The organism is Bradyrhizobium iriomotense (genome assembly GCF_018130765.1).
In the GTDB taxonomy this organism is placed as follows: domain Bacteria; phylum Pseudomonadota; class Alphaproteobacteria; order Rhizobiales; family Xanthobacteraceae; genus Bradyrhizobium; species Bradyrhizobium iriomotense_A.
In genome coordinates, this window is record NZ_JAFCJZ010000020.1 from 92089 (window position 1) to 110996 (window position 18908).

General features: G+C 64.4%; 18 protein-coding genes. 10 read left to right on the forward strand and 8 right to left on the reverse strand.

Features of this window, described 5'->3' with window-relative positions; all coding sequences use genetic code 11:
• Positions 1-2: 2 nt before the first annotated feature.
• The 3 genes from JQ635_RS28915 to JQ635_RS28925 form a co-directional block, all read right to left on the reverse strand.
• Positions 3-1724 (reverse strand): AMP-binding protein, encoded by a 1722-nt coding sequence (locus tag JQ635_RS28915; protein WP_211413175.1) that lies wholly within the window; start codon positions 1722-1724, stop codon positions 3-5.
• Between the two features lie 148 nt (positions 1725-1872).
• Positions 1873-2544: an aspartate/glutamate racemase family protein gene (locus JQ635_RS28920; RefSeq protein WP_211413176.1), complete on the reverse strand. Its 672-nt coding sequence runs from the start codon at positions 2542-2544 to the stop codon at positions 1873-1875.
• 12 nt (positions 2545-2556) lie between these two features.
• A complete protein-coding gene (locus JQ635_RS28925) occupies positions 2557-4239 on the reverse strand; it encodes a methyl-accepting chemotaxis protein (RefSeq protein ID WP_211413177.1) in 1683 nt (560 codons plus the stop codon).
• A 283-nt stretch (positions 4240-4522) separates the two neighbouring features.
• On the opposite strand from JQ635_RS28925, the gene JQ635_RS28930 reads away from it, so the two are divergent.
• Both JQ635_RS28930 and JQ635_RS28935 read left to right on the forward strand, forming a co-directional pair.
• Positions 4523-5023 (forward strand): hypothetical protein, encoded by a 501-nt coding sequence (locus tag JQ635_RS28930; protein WP_211413178.1) that lies wholly within the window; start codon positions 4523-4525, stop codon positions 5021-5023.
• 11 nt (positions 5024-5034) lie between these two features.
• The gene (locus JQ635_RS28935) at positions 5035-5508 is read left to right on the forward strand and encodes a hypothetical protein (protein ID WP_211413179.1); all 474 of its coding nucleotides are present in this window, start codon (positions 5035-5037) and stop codon (positions 5506-5508) included.
• 3 nt (positions 5509-5511) lie between these two features.
• Here JQ635_RS28935 and JQ635_RS28940 read toward each other — a convergent pair whose 3' ends face one another.
• A complete protein-coding gene (locus JQ635_RS28940) occupies positions 5512-6111 on the reverse strand; it encodes a TetR/AcrR family transcriptional regulator (RefSeq protein WP_211413241.1) in 600 nt (199 codons plus the stop codon).
• 160 nt (positions 6112-6271) lie between these two features.
• Between JQ635_RS28940 and JQ635_RS28945 the strand changes: the two genes are divergently transcribed.
• The 3 genes from JQ635_RS28945 (at position 6272) to JQ635_RS28955 (ending at position 7526) form a co-directional block, all read left to right on the forward strand.
• Positions 6272-6649 (forward strand): tautomerase family protein, encoded by a 378-nt coding sequence (locus JQ635_RS28945; protein WP_211413180.1) that lies wholly within the window; start codon positions 6272-6274, stop codon positions 6647-6649.
• Between the two features lie 108 nt (positions 6650-6757).
• Positions 6758-7129 carry a hypothetical protein gene (locus JQ635_RS28950; RefSeq protein WP_183246485.1) on the forward strand — a complete coding sequence of 124 codons (372 nt, stop codon included), beginning with the start codon at positions 6758-6760 and terminating at the stop codon, positions 7127-7129.
• Between the two features lies 1 nt (position 7130).
• Entirely contained in the window at positions 7131-7526 is a 396-nt protein-coding gene (locus JQ635_RS28955; protein ID WP_211413181.1) for a GFA family protein, read from the forward strand.
• A 3-nt stretch (positions 7527-7529) separates the two neighbouring features.
• On the opposite strand, the gene JQ635_RS28960 is transcribed toward JQ635_RS28955, so the two are convergent.
• The 3 genes from JQ635_RS28960 to JQ635_RS28970 all read right to left on the reverse strand — a co-directional run bounded on the left by JQ635_RS28960 (position 7530) and on the right by JQ635_RS28970 (position 10898).
• The gene (locus tag JQ635_RS28960) at positions 7530-8399 is read right to left on the reverse strand and encodes an urea carboxylase-associated family protein (RefSeq protein ID WP_211413182.1); all 870 of its coding nucleotides are present in this window, start codon (positions 8397-8399) and stop codon (positions 7530-7532) included.
• 75 nt (positions 8400-8474) lie between these two features.
• Positions 8475-9404: a CobW family GTP-binding protein gene (locus JQ635_RS28965; RefSeq protein ID WP_211413183.1), complete on the reverse strand. Its 930-nt coding sequence runs from the start codon at positions 9402-9404 to the stop codon at positions 8475-8477.
• A gap of 3 nt (positions 9405-9407) precedes the next feature.
• Positions 9408-10898 carry an amidohydrolase family protein gene (locus JQ635_RS28970; RefSeq protein WP_246583839.1) on the reverse strand — a complete coding sequence of 497 codons (1491 nt, stop codon included), beginning with the start codon at positions 10896-10898 and terminating at the stop codon, positions 9408-9410.
• Between the two features lie 479 nt (positions 10899-11377).
• On the opposite strand from JQ635_RS28970, the gene JQ635_RS28975 reads away from it, so the two are divergent.
• The 5 genes from JQ635_RS28975 to JQ635_RS28995 all read left to right on the forward strand — a co-directional run bounded on the left by JQ635_RS28975 (position 11378) and on the right by JQ635_RS28995 (position 15930).
• Positions 11378-12409: a hypothetical protein gene (locus JQ635_RS28975; RefSeq protein ID WP_349631889.1), complete on the forward strand. Its 1032-nt coding sequence runs from the start codon at positions 11378-11380 to the stop codon at positions 12407-12409.
• A gap of 414 nt (positions 12410-12823) precedes the next feature.
• A complete protein-coding gene (locus JQ635_RS39420; protein ID WP_433996579.1) occupies positions 12824-13504 on the forward strand; it encodes a DUF1778 domain-containing protein in 681 nt (226 codons plus the stop codon).
• Positions 13505-13507: 3 nt separating this feature from the next.
• Positions 13508-14005, forward strand: coding sequence for a GNAT family N-acetyltransferase (locus JQ635_RS28985; protein ID WP_211413186.1), 498 nt, complete (start codon positions 13508-13510; stop codon positions 14003-14005).
• A gap of 57 nt (positions 14006-14062) precedes the next feature.
• Entirely contained in the window at positions 14063-14635 is a 573-nt protein-coding gene (locus JQ635_RS39425; RefSeq protein WP_246583840.1) for an SEC-C metal-binding domain-containing protein, read from the forward strand.
• Between the two features lie 269 nt (positions 14636-14904).
• On the forward strand, positions 14905-15930 hold the full coding sequence (locus tag JQ635_RS28995; RefSeq protein WP_211413187.1) for an alpha/beta hydrolase: 1026 nt from the start codon (positions 14905-14907) through the stop codon (positions 15928-15930).
• 99 nt (positions 15931-16029) lie between these two features.
• Here JQ635_RS28995 and JQ635_RS29000 read toward each other — a convergent pair whose 3' ends face one another.
• A complete protein-coding gene (locus JQ635_RS29000) occupies positions 16030-18813 on the reverse strand; it encodes a UPF0182 family membrane protein (protein ID WP_211413188.1) in 2784 nt (927 codons plus the stop codon).
• Positions 18814-18908 lie beyond the last annotated feature (95 nt).

Consider the following 18908-nt stretch of genomic DNA (forward strand, 5'->3'; position numbering starts at 1 on the left):
ATTCAGACAGCAGCAGGAAGATTCGGATCGAGGTCCTGCTTCTTCACCTTGCCCGTCGCCGTGAGCGGCAGGGCTTCGATAATACGCACTTCCGGGACCTTGTAGACGGCCATGCGCTCGGCACACCAGGCGCGCAGGTCCTCTGCGGAGATGGTGCCGACCGCCTCCGGCTTGAGCTGGATATAGGCGACCGGCACCTGGCCCTTATCAGGATCGTCGCGCCCGACCACACCCGAGCCCAGCACCTTGGGATGCTGCCCGAGCAGCGCCTCGATCTCCGGCGGGAATACGCTCATACCCTTGACCTTGAGCATTTCCTTGCGGCGGCCGAGGAAATGCAGAAAACCGTCCTTGTCGATGGTGCCGATATCGCCGGTACGCAGCCAGCCGTCGATCAGCGATTCCGCGGTCGCCTCCGGCTTGTTCCAGTAGCTCTTGAGCAGCGACGGCGTGCGCACGCGGATCTCGCCTTCGGCGCCGAGCGGCAACAGCGCGCCGGTCTCGAAATCGGTAATCTTGAACTCGGCGCCGGGGACCGGCAGGCCAACGAAGATCGGCTGGTTGTTGAGATCGAAATCGTCGTCCTGGAAGCCTGATGTGAAGGTGTTGGAGGTGTGGGTCTCGGTCATGCCCCAGGCCGCCTCCATCAGGATCGTGCCGGTGAGATCCTTCCAGCGCCTGCGGTAGTCGGCGTTGAGTTTCTTGACGAAGGAGACGACGCGCACCTGCTTCAACGACGAGAGGTCGAACTCGCGCCAACGCGGATGGTCCATCAGCTCGACCGCGCCGTCGACCGGCATCGCCGTGATCGTGACCTTGTACTTGTCGATGGCGGCCATCGCGCCGACGGCATCCCAGCGCGCGAGCAGGACCAGTGTCGCGCCGGAGAACAGCGGGAAGATCAGGCCGAAGTTTTCACCGGCAATCCAGAATTCGGGGAAGAACGACAGGAACACGCTGCTCTCATCCGACAGCACCGAGATGCCGGAATTGGCGGCCGCCGTATAGACCATGTCGCGATGGGTATGGACGCAGCCCTTGGGCATGCCGGTGGTGCCGCCGGTGTAGTTGAGCGCAGCGACGTCATCGAGGCCGGTCGGCGGCAGCGGCGTGGGCGCTGACATCGTGGCGAGCGCCGGCAGCAGATCGGTTGCGCCTGGGACGGCGACGCGTGGCGTGCGGATCGAATCCGGTGCAGGAAAAGCCGGCGCGGCCGGCACCACATCGGCGAAGCTGGTGACGATGATCTCGCGCAGCCGCACCTCGCCCCTCACCTGTTCGACCACGGGGATGAGCTGGTCCAGCGCCACAATCACCTCGGCCTGGGTGTCGTTGAGCTCGTAGGACAATTCGAACGCGCGCGACAGCGGGCTGACGGGGACGTGGACCGCACCGAGCTTCAAGATGCCGAAGAACACGATATGGAATTGCGGGCAGTTCGGCAGGAAGACGGCGACGCGGTCGCCCTTGCGCACGCCCTTCGCCTGCAGCAGCGCTGCAAAGCGATCGCTCTGCTGATCCAGATCGGCATAGGTGGTGACATGCCCGTAGAAGATCACGGCAGGTCGCGCCGGACTGCGCTTCGCCCAGGCGCGCAGATATTCCGTCAGAGGAACTTCGCCGTGCAGATAGTTCGGCGAACGCGGCATGCCCTTCGGCCAGGCCTTGTCCCACAGGCCCCGCAAGGTGGCGAGGTAATCCTTCTCGTTGAGGCCTGCACTCATGGCGTCTTTTCCCGTGCTGCTTTTCTTATCGCGAGGGACGCAACGCGCCATCGCTCGACCTCGTTACAGGTCGAGCACGGCAGAGTTCATGTCAAGGAAAACAGTTTTCCGTGGTACGGCCGATGCCGCGTCGCGGAAAAACCAGACGTTACGCGGTGACGAGACCAATGATCCGCCGCACGGCAGACGGGATCGGCGCGATGACCGGCACGGCGAACATCGGCTGAAGCTCGCGCGCCGCTTCACCCAGCGGCCCGCCGCCGATGATGACCGCTTCAGCCCCGTCCTGCGCGATGCAGGCCTCGACCTCGCCGGCCAGCGCCGCCCGCAGCCGCGCCGGATCGCGCATCAGCGCCTCGGGATCGCCGTCGGCAAAGCGCGTGCCGGTGTAGAGCGCACGCAAGCCCAGCGTATCAGGCAATGCGTCGATCTTCGCTTTCAGCAGCGGCGTCGTGGTCGCCACGCCAAACCGGCGACCGTTCTCTCCGGCTTCCAGCATCGCGGACTCGCCGATGCCCACGGCAGGCAGCGTCATCGCCGCCCTGATCCCGGCGAGACCGGGATCGCCGAATGCCGACACGATGATGCCGTCGCACGCAGAGCTGTTGGCACGCGCGATTTCCTCGACCTCTGACGCAGCCGCCTCCAGCGCAGCCGCCGAGACGATCATCCTGGGCGCACGCGTTGCCGTGGCGCCGACGATGTCGAAACCATCGGCGGCAGCGGACCTGGCGATCGCCACCATCATCGCGGTGGTCGCCTCATTGCTGTTCGGATTGATCAGGAGGATGCGCGCGCGCCGATCGGAGTTTTGGCCCATCCTCCCGCTATACTAGGCCGCCCGCACGCCCGCAACGAAGGTGCTGACCTCGTCCTGGAGCGATTGCAGCTTCTGCGACAGCCTGCCGCTCGATTGCAGCACGAGGCCGGCGGCCTGGCCGGTCTCGGCGGTCGCATCAGTAACGCCGGAGATGTTTTGCGAGACCTGGTCGGTGCCGGAGGCCGCCTCCTGCACGCTGTGCGCGATCGCCTGCGTCGCGGCGCCCTGCTCCTCGACTGCAGCCGCGATCGACGAGGAGATCTCGTTGACCTCCATGATGGTCTTGCGGATGCTGTCGATGTTGCCGACAACCTGGTTGGTCTCGGCCTGGATCGCGGTGATCTGCGCACCGATCTCGTCGGTCGCCTTCGCGGTCTGGCTCGCCAGCGATTTGACTTCGCTGGCGACCACCGCAAAGCCCTTGCCGGCTTCGCCCGCACGCGCCGCCTCGATGGTGGCGTTGAGTGCGAGCAAATTGGTCTGCGAGGCGATCTGGTTGATGAGGTCGATGACCTCGCCGATCTTGTGCGCGGCAGCAGCCAGCCCCTGCACGGTATCGTTGGTGCGCTGGCCGTCGGCGGCGGCCTTGTCGGCCACTGATGCGGCCTGCGCGACGCGCTGGCTGATCTCGGTGATCGAGGACGACAGCTGGCCAGCGGCGGACGCCACCGTCTGCACGTTGGCCGAGGCCTGCTGGCAGGCGGTCGCGACGAAGCTCGCACGGTCGGTCGCCTTGTTCGCGGTCTCCGACATGCCCTGCGCGGCCTGCTGCATCTCGCGCGCTTCGTTGAAGACGTCGCGGACCACGGCCTGCACGCTCGCCTCGAACTTTCCGGCGAGATCGGCCATCGTCCGACGCTTCTCGTCATCCGCCTTGCGCTTCAGCTCGTTCTGCTCGGCATGCATCTGCTGCACCGCCGACGCATTGTCCTTGAACACGGCGAGCGCCTTGGCGAGCCCGCCGACCTCGTCGCGACGATCGGTGTAGGGCACCTCGAACGCACTGTCGCCGGCGGCAAGGCGTTCAGTCAGCGCGGTGATCTTCGCGAGCGGCTTCGTGACACTGCGGCCGATCACGAACGAGGCGCCGAGCACAACCACGAGCACGATAAGACACACCAGCGCAAACGTCATCGCGTTCTGACGGAACACGGCGTCGACGTCGTCGAGATAGATGCCGGTGCCGATGATCCAGCCCCAGGGCGCAAAGCCCTTCACATAGGAGATTTTTCCGACCGGCTGGTCGAAGCCGGGCTTCGGCCAGAGGTAACCATAGAAGCCCGCGCCCTGCTTGTTGACGACGTCAACGAAACCCATGAACAGCGCGTTGCCCGCGGGATCCTTCATCCCGGAGAGATCCTTGCCGTCGAGCTCGGGCTTGATCGGGTGCATGACCATCTTGGGGGTCATGTCGTTGATCCAGAAATACTCGACCTTGTCGTAACGCAGGCTCTTGATTTGCGCGATCGCGGCGGCCTGCGCCTGCTCGCGCGACAGTTTTCCGTCGCTCTCGAGCTTCTGGAAATGGGCCAGGATGCCGTAGCCGACGTCGACCATGTGCTGCGTCTTGGCCTCGCGATCGGCGATCATCTGCGCGCGCAAGGTCGAAAGCGCGATCGGCGCCAGCGCGATCATGCCGAGAAGGCTGATGCCGACAATGAGGACCAGCTTGAAACTGATACGGGAGAAAATCATCAGGGCTCGCAAGAATTGGCAATGGTGATATGCGAGATTATCCTGCTCTCCTTAGCAAAGCTTTAAGCATTCGGGTCCCGAACGCCCGCAGGATTGCGTGGGACGGCCGGCGGCATGCTGCGGGCTTGCCAGGCTGGCCGTGCGGAAATCCAAGCTTTTCAAATCTAGAAGACCTCGATATCGGCCCTCCGTGCGTTGACTTGGCGAAGCCTCTGGCCGAACGATCGGCACAGATCATCAGCGCCAGCAGAAAGCGCTGCGCGCCGCCAAAGGCCAGAACTCAATGCATCAATCGACATACGCAAGGCCCCTCGAGCTGCCCGCACTGACCGCGGCGGAGCGGCTCTTCGTCTGGGGATTTCGTGCCAAGGCGCGAAGCGGCAGCGCCGTTCCGACGGCGGCCGACATCCAGCAGGTGTACGACCATTTTCGCGTCGGCGACGCCGTGCCGTCGCTGGAATCCATCATCGAGATCTTCGCCTGCACGGCGCATACCGCGATCGAGGTGCACTGCCCCACCTGTCCGCGCATGTCGGAGAGCGAGTGCGGCATCCTGCGGGCAATCGCCGCCGCGCAGAAAGAGCGCGACGATGTCGCGCGTGAGCAGTTCGAGTACTGGCTGCCGCCGGTGGGCGCGGATTGGGCGCTGGCGCCGGTGCGGGGCCTCGCGACGATCTTCCGCATGGCCGGCCTCATCCTGCCTGACCGGCACGTCGCCTCACGCGGCCATGACCGCATGATGGCGATGAAGAGCTGGTTCGTGGGCAGCCCCACATTGCATTGACGAGATCGTTCATGATGCAGGCCATTTGCGATTCTGCGCCGGATCCGGACGCGGACCAGCCGCGGCTCTGTCCACTTCAAGCCGCGCTTGCGAACCGTCCGAACGTCGAAAGCTACGACCAGTTTTCCCGCGTCGCGCTGTCGCTGTTCCGCTTCATTGGAGCTGCCTATGCGACCGGCGCATCAGATTGCTGGGAAGCGGCCTATCGCTTTGCGGACGAGGCGCCCGGCATTGCCGACAGCCCGCTGCTGGTCGCACGCGCGGCTGCGCTGGTCAGGATCCTGCGCAGCGGCCGGCCGTGCGAGCTGTGCCTCATGCCGCCATCCTGCAAGCGCCTGTCGAAGGACGAGGCAGAGTTGATGCGACTGCTGGCGATCGCCCGCAGCAAGCAGCCTGGCGAACTTGAATCGGTCGTCAGCCAGTTCGTCGGCAACGAGAACGAGATTGCGACAACGCGAGCAGTCAACGCGCTTGCAATCTGCTGACACCTAACCACCCTTCTTGTCGAGCACGAGATCGATCGTGTGCGCGGCGATCTTGCGCAGCTGGGCTTCGTCGCCGTAGGCGCGTTCGAGCACGGCAAGGCCGCGCGTCACCGTAATGATATGCAGCGCTGCGACTGCGGGATTGCCGTTGAACTCGCCGCGCCTGGCGCCCGCCGACAACGTGTCCTGAACCAGCGCGGTGATGCGGGAGACGAGGCTCGCAAAGACTTGGCGCGCCTCTTCATCCAGCCCTTCGCCTTCCGCCGCGCCGAGCTCCATCAAGCCGCGCGTGGTCGGACATCCCCGCGGCGGCGAGCCGGAACGGAAATTGGCGATCGTCAGCTCGAAGAACGTGGTGAGGCGTTTGCGCAAAGACCCCGTCCCGAGCGCCTTTTGCAGGCCGAGCAGATAGTCGCCCGCGTAACGCTCATAGGCCTGCAGGAACAGCGCTTCCTTGCTGCCGAAGGCGTTATAGAGGCTGCCGCGCTGGACACCGGCGTCGCGCGCGATGTCCGACAGCGAGGTGCCGCGGACGCCCTTGCGCCAGAACTGGTCGAACGCGATGCGCAGGACATCGTCATGGTCGAACTCGCGCGGCCTCAAATGCTGCTCCTCCAATAGTATTTGACACAACGTCAAGAACATGGTTTCTCGACATCGTGTCAAAAACAAAGTGGGATTGATATCCCGTTTCGTCAATAAGCCGACGGCCGGCGCGGATGATGCGCCTGGCCGATCGGGCCCGCATGCAGAGGGACCTACGATGCCTCTCCTCCACATCTCGATGCGCGCCGGAAAGCCGGAAGCCTATCGCCGCGCGATCCTCGACAGTCTCTACCGCGCCATGCGCGAGGCGCTGAACGTCCCTGATGGCGACGAGTTCATGACCATCAGCGAGCTTTCGCCCGCGAACTTCCGCTGCGGCAATGCCTACGGCGTCAGCCGCAGCGAGGACGCCGTGCTGATCCAGATCACCGTGTTCGCCTCGCGCACCCCGGAGCAGAAGAAGGCGCTGTACCGGCGGATCGCGGAGCTGCTCGGCGTGAGTCCGGGCATCCGGCCCGAGGACGTGTTCGTGAACGTGCTCGATGCCCCCGCGGAGAACTGGTCCGTCGGCCACGGCATCGCGCAATTCGCGTGAACTTGCCGGGCGCGGAATCGCCGGCGCCCTCTTGAGAATTTCCGGCCGGAAGGGTCTGATGGGGTGCGGAGCAAGCCTCCGCCGAGCCGAACCCGGGACCTGAACGGCATGACCATGTCGGTCGAGCAATTGTGGAGCCTGCCGGAGACCGCGCTGATCGGCGCCTATGCCGAGGCGCGGCGCCGCTATGCCGAGAAGAAGTTCGAGCGCGACACCCAGCGGGCGCGGCTGGAATGGATGCGCGCAAAGCTGTTCGTCAACACACAGGGCAACGTGACCGAGCGCAAGATGGCGGTCGACGTCTCCGAGGAGCTGGCGCGCAAGGGCCAGGAGGTGCGCGAGATGACGCGCGATCTCGACATGCTGAAGATCGACGTGGATGTGATCGACACCATGATCCGGCTGCGCGGCGCGCATGGCGGGCCTCCGGTGCACACCGAGGAGGCGGCCGAGAAACCGGCCGAGCCGGAGGGAGAATGAGATGGCCACCTTCCGCGGAAGCTGCCTGTGCGGCGCCGTCGCCTTCGAGGTCGAGGGTCCGTTCGATCGTTTCCTCAACTGCCACTGCTCGCGCTGCCGCAAGGCGACCGGGACCGCGCATGCCTGCGAGGTGATCGTGAAGGCAGAGGCTCTGCGCTGGCTGCGCGGGGAAACATCCGTCACGCGCTTCGATCTGCCCAATGCGCGGAGCTTTGCGACCGCATTCTGCAGGATTTGCGGCAGCCCGATGCCGCACCTCACGCGCAGCGGACGCGAGGCGATTGTCCATGCCGGCGCGTTCGACGAGCCGCTGGGGACGACACCCGACCGGCACGTGCAGTGGGCATCGCGCGCGGCGTGGTATGTGCACGGCGACGGATTGCCGGTCGAGGACTGAGATTCAGCTTCCCGCATGCGCCCCGTGGCGACGGTGATAGGCACTCGGCGAGGGCCAGGTCCAGCCCTTCAGTGCCGTTCGATCCGGCTCGAAGATTTCGATCTTGAGCGGATGGCACGCCGCGGCATCGCTGGAATGGGTTGCGCTGCAGTCTCCACCGGGACAGGCCGACAACGCGCCGAGCAGGTCGATCTCCGCGAAAAACTCGATGAAGTCGCCGGGGCGGACCGGACTTGCCTTCATGAAATACTGGTGGGTGTCCTTGGTGAAGCCGGTGCACATGAAGACGTTGAGCACGTCGTGGACATGATGCTCCACTGCGGCCGGATCGGCCTTCACCTCGGTCGCCAGCGCACGCGACAGGTTGGAGTGGCAGCAAAAATCGTAAGTCGTGCCGTTCAGCAGGAGATTTGTATAGGGGTCGCAGCGCGTGCCGATCACATCGTGAATGCCGGCGCCGTCCGCGTCGAAGCCGTACCAGCCGAGCGTATCGTGACTGATGGTCGCCATCGGCCGAAGATAGGGCATATTGCTCCAGAGCCGGTCACCGATGCCGACATGCGTGCCATGGAGCGCCCGCGTCTTGCCGCTGAAGAAGCGCTCGGAGAGATCGTCCGCGTTCCAGAGATTGAGGTCGCCGACCTGAGGGCCTTCGACGCTGACGATGCGGAAGAACTGGCCGCGCGCCACGCGAAAGGCACGGGCATCGCGTGGCGGCACGATGAGCTCGTGCGTCTTGACCAGCGCACGGCGGGCTGCTTCGAGCGTGGCCATATCCGGCTCGGGCATCGTCCCGGCCGGATAGACGATGGCCGGCTTGGCAGCGCGGCGCGAGGCGGCATCAGCGGGAGCGGGTGGGATATTTGAAGGCATTGTTCGGTCTCGGATCGACTCGGTAAGAGGAGGGCGGCGGCTGACGGCGGAAGCGGCTGACCCTACCGCCTCGCCTCAGCCGCCCGCAACACACCCCTCCATGATCCCGTCGAGCTCGGCCTGCGAGAGCACGCCGAGCTCGGCGATGAAGACGATCCGTGTCCGCGGCACGCCTGGCGGCGGCGCCTCGCCCGGCGCCAGCGTGGCGCGGCCGCCGGCGAACTGGAACACCATCTGGCGTCCCGGTTGCTCCACGGTCTCGAACAGACCCTTGGCGCGCGCTAGCTTTGGTGCGAGCCGGCCGATGGCCTGCTGCAGGCGCGGCAGCGAGATCGGCCGGTCAGAGGTCCAGCTCAGTGTCTCGAAGCGTTCCTCTGCCGGCCGTTTCGGTCCCGGCTCGCGCGGCGCGGGCGCGCGGTCGGAGGTCGCGGGAAACAAGAGCGCGGACGGAATCTCGCCGTGGCTCGCCTCGACCACGACGGCGGGGACGCGCAGCGCGCGGATGGCTTCGCGCATCCGGACGCCAGCGCCCTCGTCCGCCAGATCCAGCTTGCTCAGCGCGACGATATCGGCGACGCGCAACTGCGAGCGCAACAGCGCGTCATCCAGGGCCGCTGGCGGTGTCCCCGCGTCGATCACGCAGAGCACCGTTTCCAGCGGCGCCTCGCGCAGGATCACCGGGTCCATCAGATTGCGCACGATGTCGGCGGGATCGGCGATGCCGCTGGTCTCGATGACGATGTACTCAGGCTTCGGATCGCGCCGCAGCAGCGTCGAGAGCGTGCGCAGGAGATCGCCCTCGAGCGAGCAGCAGATGCAGCCATTGGCAAGGCTGACCACTCCGTCGCTCGCGCCCGCGATCAGCTCGGCATCGATGTTGATGGCGCCGAAATCGTTGACGACGGCGGCGATACGCCGTCCGTCCGCATGCGCCAGCAGATGGTTCACGACCGTGGTCTTGCCGGCCCCGAGGAAACCCGTCACCAGGAGAACCGGGACCGGCATGGGTCAGCTCTCCACGACGGGGCGCCGCACGGGTTTTCCCGGCCGTGCGGTGACGTCCAGAATGCCGTCGGTGATCAGCGGCTGGCCGCTGACGACGAGATGCCGCACGCCTTCAGAGGGACGGTTCATTGCCGTGAAGGTCGCGCGGTCCGACAGCTTCTCGTAGTCGAACACGACGATGTCGGCGTCGGCGTCCTTGGTGAGCCGGCCCTTGGCGCGCATCGCGGGCGTGCTCTGCGACAGGATTTCCGCCGGGATCAGCGCGCATTTGCGCACACCTTCGAGCAGCGACACCGCTTTGCGCTCGCGCACCCATTCGCGGATGAATTTCGTGAAGCAGCCGGCCGAACGCGGATGCGAGGTCGCATCATCGGGCAACGGCCAGGCGTCGCCGGTGTAGGTCTTGCCATCCGACGTCGTCCACGGCATCGCGTCGGAGGCAATCGCGCCGCCGGGATAGAGCACCGACATGTCGAGCAGGTCGCGGTGATGCGCATTGTGCTCGGTGTCGAGGATGTGCCAGAGCACCAGCGAGGACGGCTCCTCGGCCTGCGCCTTGAGCAGTTCCTCGCGGTCGTGGAAGCGGTAGCCGTCGGTCACGCGCTGCACGGAATCATAGCCGGTGCCGTTGCGCTCGACGAATTGGGGATCGCTGAAGAAGGCGGCGGCCAGCACGGTCGAGCCGGTGCCGTAAGGATAGGCCTCGACCGTGATCGGCAGGCCCTGCGCCTGCGCCTTCTCGACCAGCACACGGCAGCGCGCGATGTCGGTCTTGCTCGACGAGTTGAAATGGCAGATGTGCATGTGCGCGCCGGTGGCGCCGGCATAGCCGATCAGGCGGATATAGGCTTCCACCGCGCTCTCAGGGTCGATGCGCGACATGAAGGCGACGTGGGTGAAGGTCGGCACGTCCTGCTTCGCCGCGAGCTGGCAGACTGCGGTCAGCTCCTGCACGCCGGCGCCCGGCGCATAGGCATTGAGGATGCCGATGCCGATGCCGCCTTCGTTGAGGCCGCGCGAAAGACGCTCGAGGATGCCGGCGACCTCCGCATCGGTTGCGACATTGTCGATCCAGCGGCGGTCGCGCATGGCGTTGCCGAACGCCTCCAGCGAGCTCTCCGCATTGGAGCCCGTCATCGCGCCGATGCGGGCAAAGGCCCAGTTGGTGGCGGCGCCGTAGTTCAGCACGCGGCCTTTCCTCGCCTGGCGCTCATACCAGGACCCGACCGGCAGCACGCCGGCCTCGAGATCGAGCGTCGTCGTGACACCGTCAAAAGCCTGCATGCGGTCGGCCGGGAGCGACTGGCCATGCGCGTGCAGATCGATGAAGCCGGGCGCGACCACGAGGCCGGTGGCGTCGATTACCCGCTCGGCGCCGCCGAGGCCCGTGCCGACAGCCGCGATCTTGCCGTCCACCACCGCCACGTCGCCGACGGCATCCATCCCGCTCGCGGGATCCACCACCCGGCCGCCGCTGATCACCAAACCGCTCATCTCGTCACTCCGAAAAGCCATTGCCAACACCTCCAAAGATCCGGCAGCAGCTCCGGAGGCACGTCGGCGCGCATAGTGCAGATTTTGGGGAGAACGACCACCACCACTGATGCCGACGCAGCATGCATATCGCCGCACGGCTCTCGCCCGGATCGCACAGCGGGATGCAGTCTCGGGTTGCATCCCGGCGAGGCTCACGCTATTGGATGCGCGCAATTTCTTGTTTTGGAGGCGACCATGTCTACGACTGCACGCTTCCCGGGTTCGACGCGCGATATTTGACGCGCCCCGCCCGGGATTGAGTCCCGGGTGAGATCACAACACTTCCAATCAAATCGAATCTGCCGCGGCCTGTTCGCCGCGATCGCTGATCTATTGTCATGACATCCAATCTCCTGCCGGCCCCTTGTCGGGTGACCGGGCGTTCCGACCTGCTCGAACGCAGGCTTCGGCGATATCATCCGCGTTTCCAGGAACCGGTGCGCGCCCTGGCCGCGCGGCACCCGCGCTTGGCCGACCTCGCCGCGAGCTTTCCCGCGCTTCTCTTCGCGCTGGCTGTTCCGCGGGCAGAGCTCGATCACGCACGCGCCATTGCGCACGTGATCGATGGCGCCGCCCTGGCGCAAGTCGCCGCACTTGCCGACCTGCCCTTGTGGCTGCGCAAGCTGCCACCCGAGGCATTTGTGCGTCCGATGCCGCGATTGCCCGACGGTGAGATGTTCCGCCGGCAGATCGCGAACCACCTTCCGCGCTCGCCCAAGCTGGCGCCGACATGGCTTCAACTCGTGGCCGACACCGCCGAGCTCGCGCATGAGCCGATGGCCGCGTGGATCGCGCGTGAGCTCGTCCGCGAGCCGCAGCGCGTGAGGACTGCGCGGTTGCGGCTCATCGGCCTCTGGGCGTGGTTTTCCTCTCAGCCCGCGACCTTGGGGCACGATCTGATCGAGAGGCCGTGGACACCCGACATGCGGATCGATGCCGCACGTTCGGCCGCAAACGATTGGCGAACGGTCGTTGCCCTGCATGCGAATCTCGGCCGCCTGCCGATCGCCGACATGTGGCTGCGGCCCGGCCGGATGGCGGGCTACGAATTCATGCCCCTGGATTCGATTTCCGCCATCACCGCGGAGGCAAAGGCGATGCGGAATTGCCTCAATTCGTATGGGGGCGCCCTCGCACACAATCGATCGCGGCTCTGGAGCATACGAAAGGACGGTGAACGGGTCGCAACGTTGCGGATCGCACGCCGCTACCGCGATCCGCTGCCGAGCATCGTCGAGCTCGAAGGTCCCGGTAATGCGACGGCATCGCGCGAGCTGTGGTGGGCGGCACGTCAATGGTTGCACAAGCACGATTTGTCGCAAATCGACATGAGGCAACGCGACTGGGGAGCGACGCCGCTCGACCGCGAAAGCTGGCTGTCGCTGTGGCGGCCGTACTGGCTCGCCAAGCGCCGCATCCCGGACTGGCTGCCGATGACGCCGTCGCGCGAGGCGCTCGAAGCGCTGTGAGTTGAAATGGTGCCAACAGAAGTCCATTGCAGCCCACACGCGCTCTCGTTCTCGCGGCAGGATTTGCCCGAGCTATGCTCCGCTTCATACCCTCTCTCGGAAAAGGGCGCAGGGAAGACCGGGCGCCAGCTGGCACCCATAAGACCCCTGCGCTGAACGAATGCACGCGCAATGCACAGGGGAGACACAGGGCAGCCGAAACCAGGCCTTCCCTGCGCGATGGTCTGACGGCCTATGCCGCGCTCTCCCGGGAGCCGAGTTCCTTCTGGCCTCCCTCGCCTCCGCGAAAGTCACGCCACCGCGCCGGTTGACGCGATGACGCCTTCGCCAAGGCTTGACCGTAGCAACGACGGCCAGGACCACACGGTTTCGCCGTACGCGGACACTCCCGCTTCGCCAGAGGCATCACGAGACTTGAGCGCCGTCCGTCTTCGCGATCCGCGCCATGCTCACGAGGTTCATCTCGCCCTGCACGCGCAAGCTCCGCCTTTAACGCCGCCCGCGTCCACCGCAACCCAGCCCGCGCTCGAAACGACGTACGACCGCCCCTTTGGTGGGCTGGGATGGGCGACACATACGATAAATCCGAATTTCGGTAAAGTGGAATATTTTTGGGAAAAGGGGTTGACAGTAAACACGGGCTGTTTTGCCCGGCGGCACGATTATCTCCAGACCAAACTGTATTGCAAAATGCGCTACAAGCCTTTACATTGGTTGCTGTGGAGGTTCACCATGCCGCGAAGCGTTGAACGCAAGGAGCATCCGCTCTCGATGCGGCTGCCGGAAACCGACATTGCCATCATCGACCGGGCGGCGGCGCTGCGCGGGCGATCACGCACGGACTTCGTGCGTGACGCGGCAGTGCGTGCGGCTGAGGACGTGCTGATGGAGGCCGCGCCCATTCGCATGAGTCCGTCCGGCTTCAAGGCTTTCATGGCGACGCTGTCCGGACCGGCTGCCCCGGTGCCGGAAATAGTCGAACTCTTCCAGCGCGCGGCGCCATGGGAGAGCAAGGCGTCCTCAAGCGAAGTAGACGCCGGCTCGCGTAAGCAAGACGTGTCAAACCGAGAAATCCGCCCCGGCAAGAGGCGCTGAGACTTGGCGATCTCCGCCCCTGAACCGCTGACGCCAGCTCACCATCTCGACGAGTTCTCTTGCGGCAAGCCATCGCTCGACCGATGGCTGAAGACGCGAGCGCTGTCCAACCAAGAGAAGGGCTTTACCGCCGTCATGGTGGTTCACGAGATGAACCGGGTGGTCGGCTATTATGGTCTCGCGCCGACGGCAATCATCCCCTCGTCTCTGCCGCGGTCCATACGGACCGGGCAGCCGCCCGACCCTGTGCCCTGTCTGCTGCTGGGACAGCTCGCGACCGATGAGAATTGGAGCGGCAAAGGAATTGGCACAGGCCTGGTCAAGCATGCACTCCAGCGCTGCGTCACGGCCGCTGGCCTGATCGGAGGGCGCGCACTGATCGTCAACGCAGTCGATGACGAAGCTGCCGCGTTCTGGAAGCGACGAGGATTCCTTCCGTCAAAGGACGATCCACTCGTTCTCTTCAGATCGATCGCCGACATTGCGGCATCGCTTCGTTAGGCCGAGCTGCTCTTGGTGTATTGTGCCCCCAATCAAGTTCTGTCGCTGGTGCTCGCAATGGTAAATTCGCACAAGGTGGGACGAAACGACCCCTGCCCCTGCGGCAGCGGCAAGAAGTTCAAGAAGTGTTGCCTCGACTCGCAAAGGCTGGACAAGCCGTCATCCGGTTTGTCCCAAATTATGCGGACACCGGACGTTGCCCGGTCGGCGCTTCAGGACCAAGAAGCGACCCTGGCGTATGATCCATTGATAGAGCCAGACCCGGATCTGTGGGTTGCGTTGGACGAGGAGGAACGGATCGATCTCGTGATGGCGTACCATCGGCGCGCCGGAATCCGCCTTCCGCGGGAGAAAGTGCACGCTGTCTTTCATGCGATCGTCGAGAGCCAAATTGCCGATCCCAAGCTGCCGGTGCGAAGCACGGCGCAGCGGCTGATGTCCGAAGGACTCGATCGTCACGAAGCCATCCATGCGATCGGCTCGGTGCTTGCAGGACACATGAACGAGCTGATGCGCGAGACCAATTCAGGCGATGACAACGTCGATGCGAAGCCCAATCAGGACCCGAATGAGGCTTATTTCGCCCAGCTGGAACTCATGACGGCGGATGAATGGCGTCGGTCGGGCTGAGCGGCGTGCCCACGCTCGATATCGACCTTCTCGAGGCCCAGAACTCGCCTCCAGGCAACCGCCTTGCCTTCGCGGCATGAGCCAAGAGAAGGCATTGCGCGATCGGTGCGCGCTACATTCGATTGAAATCATCGACTGATCTGGTGCCTTTTCGGACGCCATGTCGACGGAACCGGCCGCGAAGCTGCTCCGCCGTCTTCTCGCCCCCATTGTCATTCAGTGAGCCAAGCGGGGCGGCGTTACGGTGGGCAAGTTCCCGAGGGTTCCGTGTGATCGTCCGACGTCTTCTGCAACGCGACTGCCGTCATTCTGTTTCGCGCCGCGCTCTCCTCGGCGGACTTGTGTCGGCAGGGAGTGCCCTCGCGCTCGGCGGATGTGCCGGCTTGGGCGCGACCGGCGCGCGCTTCGACGCGTCGTCCCTCTCCGGGGATCCCACGCTGCTTGTCACCACCACGCGCAAACCCGTCAACGGCGGCCGCACCAAACCCTGGTTTGGGCCGGAGCGCGCGACGAGCATGACGGTCACGCGGGCCAGGCTGGTGGCCCCGGACGAGAGTCGTCTTTCTCTCGCTTCGGTTGGACTCGGCGATTGGCGTCTTGATCGGATCGAACCGGTGTCGGCCGACGCCGGCGATCTCGCTGCGCAGGCCGGCGGAGGGGACGTGCTGGTCTACGTGCACGGCTTCAAGCAGACCTTCGAGACGGCGGTGCTGGATGCCGCCCATCTCTCCGATGGAATCAAGTTCCGCGGCCGGACCATGGTATTCTCCTGGCCCTCCAAGGCAGGACTGTTCGACTATGCCTATGACCGCGACAGCGCGATGTGGTCTCGCGACGATTTCGAGCGCGTGCTCTCTGCGCTCGTGTCGGCGCCAAGCGGCGGCCGCGTGCACATCGTTGCGCACAGCATGGGAACCATGCTGACCCTCGAAAGCCTGCGTCAGCTCTATGCGCGATACGGCGACACGGTTACGAGCAAGATTGGCGCGGTGGTGTTTGCCGCGCCCGATATCGACATGGACGTGTTCTCATCGGCAATCCAGCGCATCGGTCCGCTCGCCGGCAAGATCACCGTGATCGCCGCGACCAACGATCGTGCACTCGCGCTGTCGGGCCAGATCGCCGGTGGCATGACCAGGGTCGGCGCCGCCGAGAAGGCCGCCATCGCGCGGCTCGGTGTGCGCGTGCTCGATGCCTCCCAGGAAGGCTGGGGCATCATCAACCACGATCTGTTTCTGTCGAATGCGGAAGTGCAGCGGGCGATCCGCCGCGCGATCGACGGCACGACGGCGTGAGAGAGCGCCCTGCGCCAAGCCATACAGAAGCGCCTGCGCAATCGTGACGTCGTGCTTCGTGCGGATCGGAGGCCGCGCCAGACTTGAGGAGCCGGCGCGCTAATGGCCGGTGGAGCGCCGGTTCATCTCCTCCAAAAGCTCTCGCATTGCGTCGAACTGCGTGCCAAAACCCTTCCAGTCGCCGGATTTCAAGCGCTCCACCGCCTGATTGTAACGATCGAGCGCCTCCCGTGCCTGACTCTCCGACGGGCGTGTGACAGGCATTTCCTCCTTCGTGCTCGCGACCGGCTGCACCGCGCCGGGCTCGGTGAACAGGGCTGACAAGGCCTCGTCGAGCGTCTCCTTCATCACCACGTGTTCACCGTAGGCTGCGATCACGCGTTTCAGCTCCGGCAGGTGTCCGTGCTCCGCTCGCAAATAGAGTGGCGTGACATAGAGGATCGAGTTCTCGATCGGGATCACAAGCAGGTTCGCACCGCGAATCACCCGCGAGCCCATCTGATTCCAGAGCGTGATCTGTTGCGATATCTCGGTGCTCTGATTGATCCGCGCCTCGATCTGGAACGGCCCGTAGACGAGCTTCTCCTTGGGAAACTCGTAGACAATCAGCTTGCCGTAGTCGGGCTCGTCGCAGCGTGCGGCCAGCCACGCGATCATATTGTCGCGGCGGCTGGGCACCATGGGAAGCATGAGGAAGAACTCGGCCTGCGGCTCACCGGGCAGCCGCATGATGATGTAATATGGGGCCATCGTTGCAACGCCGCCGCCGCCCGGCTGGCGCGGAAACTGCCAGAGATCCTCGCGGTTATAGAAAACGTCGGCGGCCTCCATGTGATAGCTCTGATAGAGCTGCGCCTGAATCAGGAACAGGTCCTCCGGATAGCGAATGTGCCTCTGCAGATCGGCCGGCATGACCGAGAATGGCTTGAACAAGTCCGGAAAGATCCGCCGCCAGGTCGCGGCGATGGGATCGCCGGTGTCCATCAGATAGAAGTCGACGGTTCCGTTATAGGCATCGACGGTGACCTTCACCGAATTGCGGATGTAGTTGAGATCCTGGTCTTGCGCCGGCTGCGCGGAGGGGAAGTAGGAACTCACCGTGTAGGCGTCCTGCATCCAGAACATCCGCCCGTTACTGACGACCAGATATGGATCGTGATCGAGCCTGAGGAACGGAGCGATCGTTTGCACCCTTTCCCCGATATTGCGACGGATCATGATCCGGCTGTCGGCCGTGACGTAGCTTGAGAGCAGCAGGTTCGGGTCGTTGAAGTAGTAAGCGAACAGGCCTCTCCACACCATCGCTCCTATCGGAACGCCGCCGGTACCGTCATAGGCCGCGTAAACATTGTCCTTTCCCTTCGGATAGTCGAACTCCGGCGTGCTCCCCTTGACGATGACGTAGTCGTCGCTTCGTTCGCCGTAGTAGATGCGCGGCTCGTGGATCTTGGGGCCTCCATCCGCGACCGGAGGGATATCCCGCAAATAGAGTAGCGGCAGTCCCTCGGTGCTCTTGCGCGTGACCGGGCTCATCACCGCGCCATTGCCGTGAGTGAACAGCACGTGGCGGTTGACCCATGTCTGGGCATTCGGCGGCAGCAGGGAGGCCCCCAGTTCGCGGGCCGAGATCATGACGCTTTGGTAGGCGCCATCGAGCCAATAGCGATCAACGTCAAGGTGATGGAATTTGTAGTAGGTGCGGATCTCCTGGAGTTGCGCGTAGGTGTCCGACAAGGGCTGCCAGTCCCACAGCCTTATATTGTCGATTGTCGCCTTGTTGGCGTCGAGCGTCTTGAAGCTAAGCTTCTGTTCGGCAGCAAACGGCTTGGCTACGATCCGATCGAGATTGTATGCCTGCCGGGTGAGCGCGATGTTGCGTTCGATATAGGGCCTTTCCAGCTCCAATTCGCTTGGCTTGACGAAGAACTGCCGGAACAGCACGGGAACCACGCCGGACAGCACGAAAGACCCGATCACGACAAGCAGGAACGCGGCGGCAGGAAGCCGGTAGTTGCGCACCCGCAGGTTTGCCCACGCGGCGAGAGCCGCGATGACCGAAAGTCCGATCATCAGCCACAAGGCCGGCAGCCCCACGTGAACATCGGTGTAACTTGCACCGACGACCACGCCGTTATCGCCATAGAGCAGCAGATAGCGATCGAGAAAATGGGACCAGGCCTTCACCGCAAAGAGCAGACCGAGCAGTGCCGAGCCGTGGGCAATCACCGTCGGCGACATTGATCGGCGATGAATGTCGTATTCGATATCGCCGTGCACCCAGTAGATCGCTGCGGCGAAAAGCGCGCTCAGAACGAGCGCGAGCATCATCCAGTTCTTGATGAGGATATAGGCGGGCAGTGAAAAGAGATAGAACCCGATGTCCTTGTTGTAGAGCGGATCGTCTGCGCCGTATGGCAGCTGATAGACAAACCGCAGGAAGACGCCCCAATTGCCGACTTCGGCCGATGCGACAAGCAGAGCGAGCAAAGCTGCGCCCCCTGCGATCAACCGGGGCCACGGTAACCGGTCGCGCACAAGGGCAAGCAGATCCGGCGGCGCGTTGCCCGCGGCGCTCCACACCGAAGCGGGGACTAGCTGTGTCGACCGCCGCCGGGCAAAGCGCAGTGCGAGCCATCCGTTCAACCAAAGGATGACGGCGGTTCCCGTCCAGACCGCAAGAAAGACGACGGCTTTGGCGCCGATTGTCGTCCAAAAAACCTGCAGATAGCCGATCGAGGAAAACCACAGCCAGTCGACCAGGAAGTCGCTCGCGAGCCAGAGCGGGATCAGGCAAATCCCAATGACAGCGGCCGCAACAATGAGCCCGACCACGGCACTCTGCCTTGGTACCTTCCGTTCGGGTCCGGTGATCCCGATCGTCATGGCTTGATCATAGCGGAAATGAGGGACGCCCGCCCCTCGATTTTACGGTCGGGCGGCGCTCGCCTACTCTACCGCCGACAGCACTCGTATCCCGA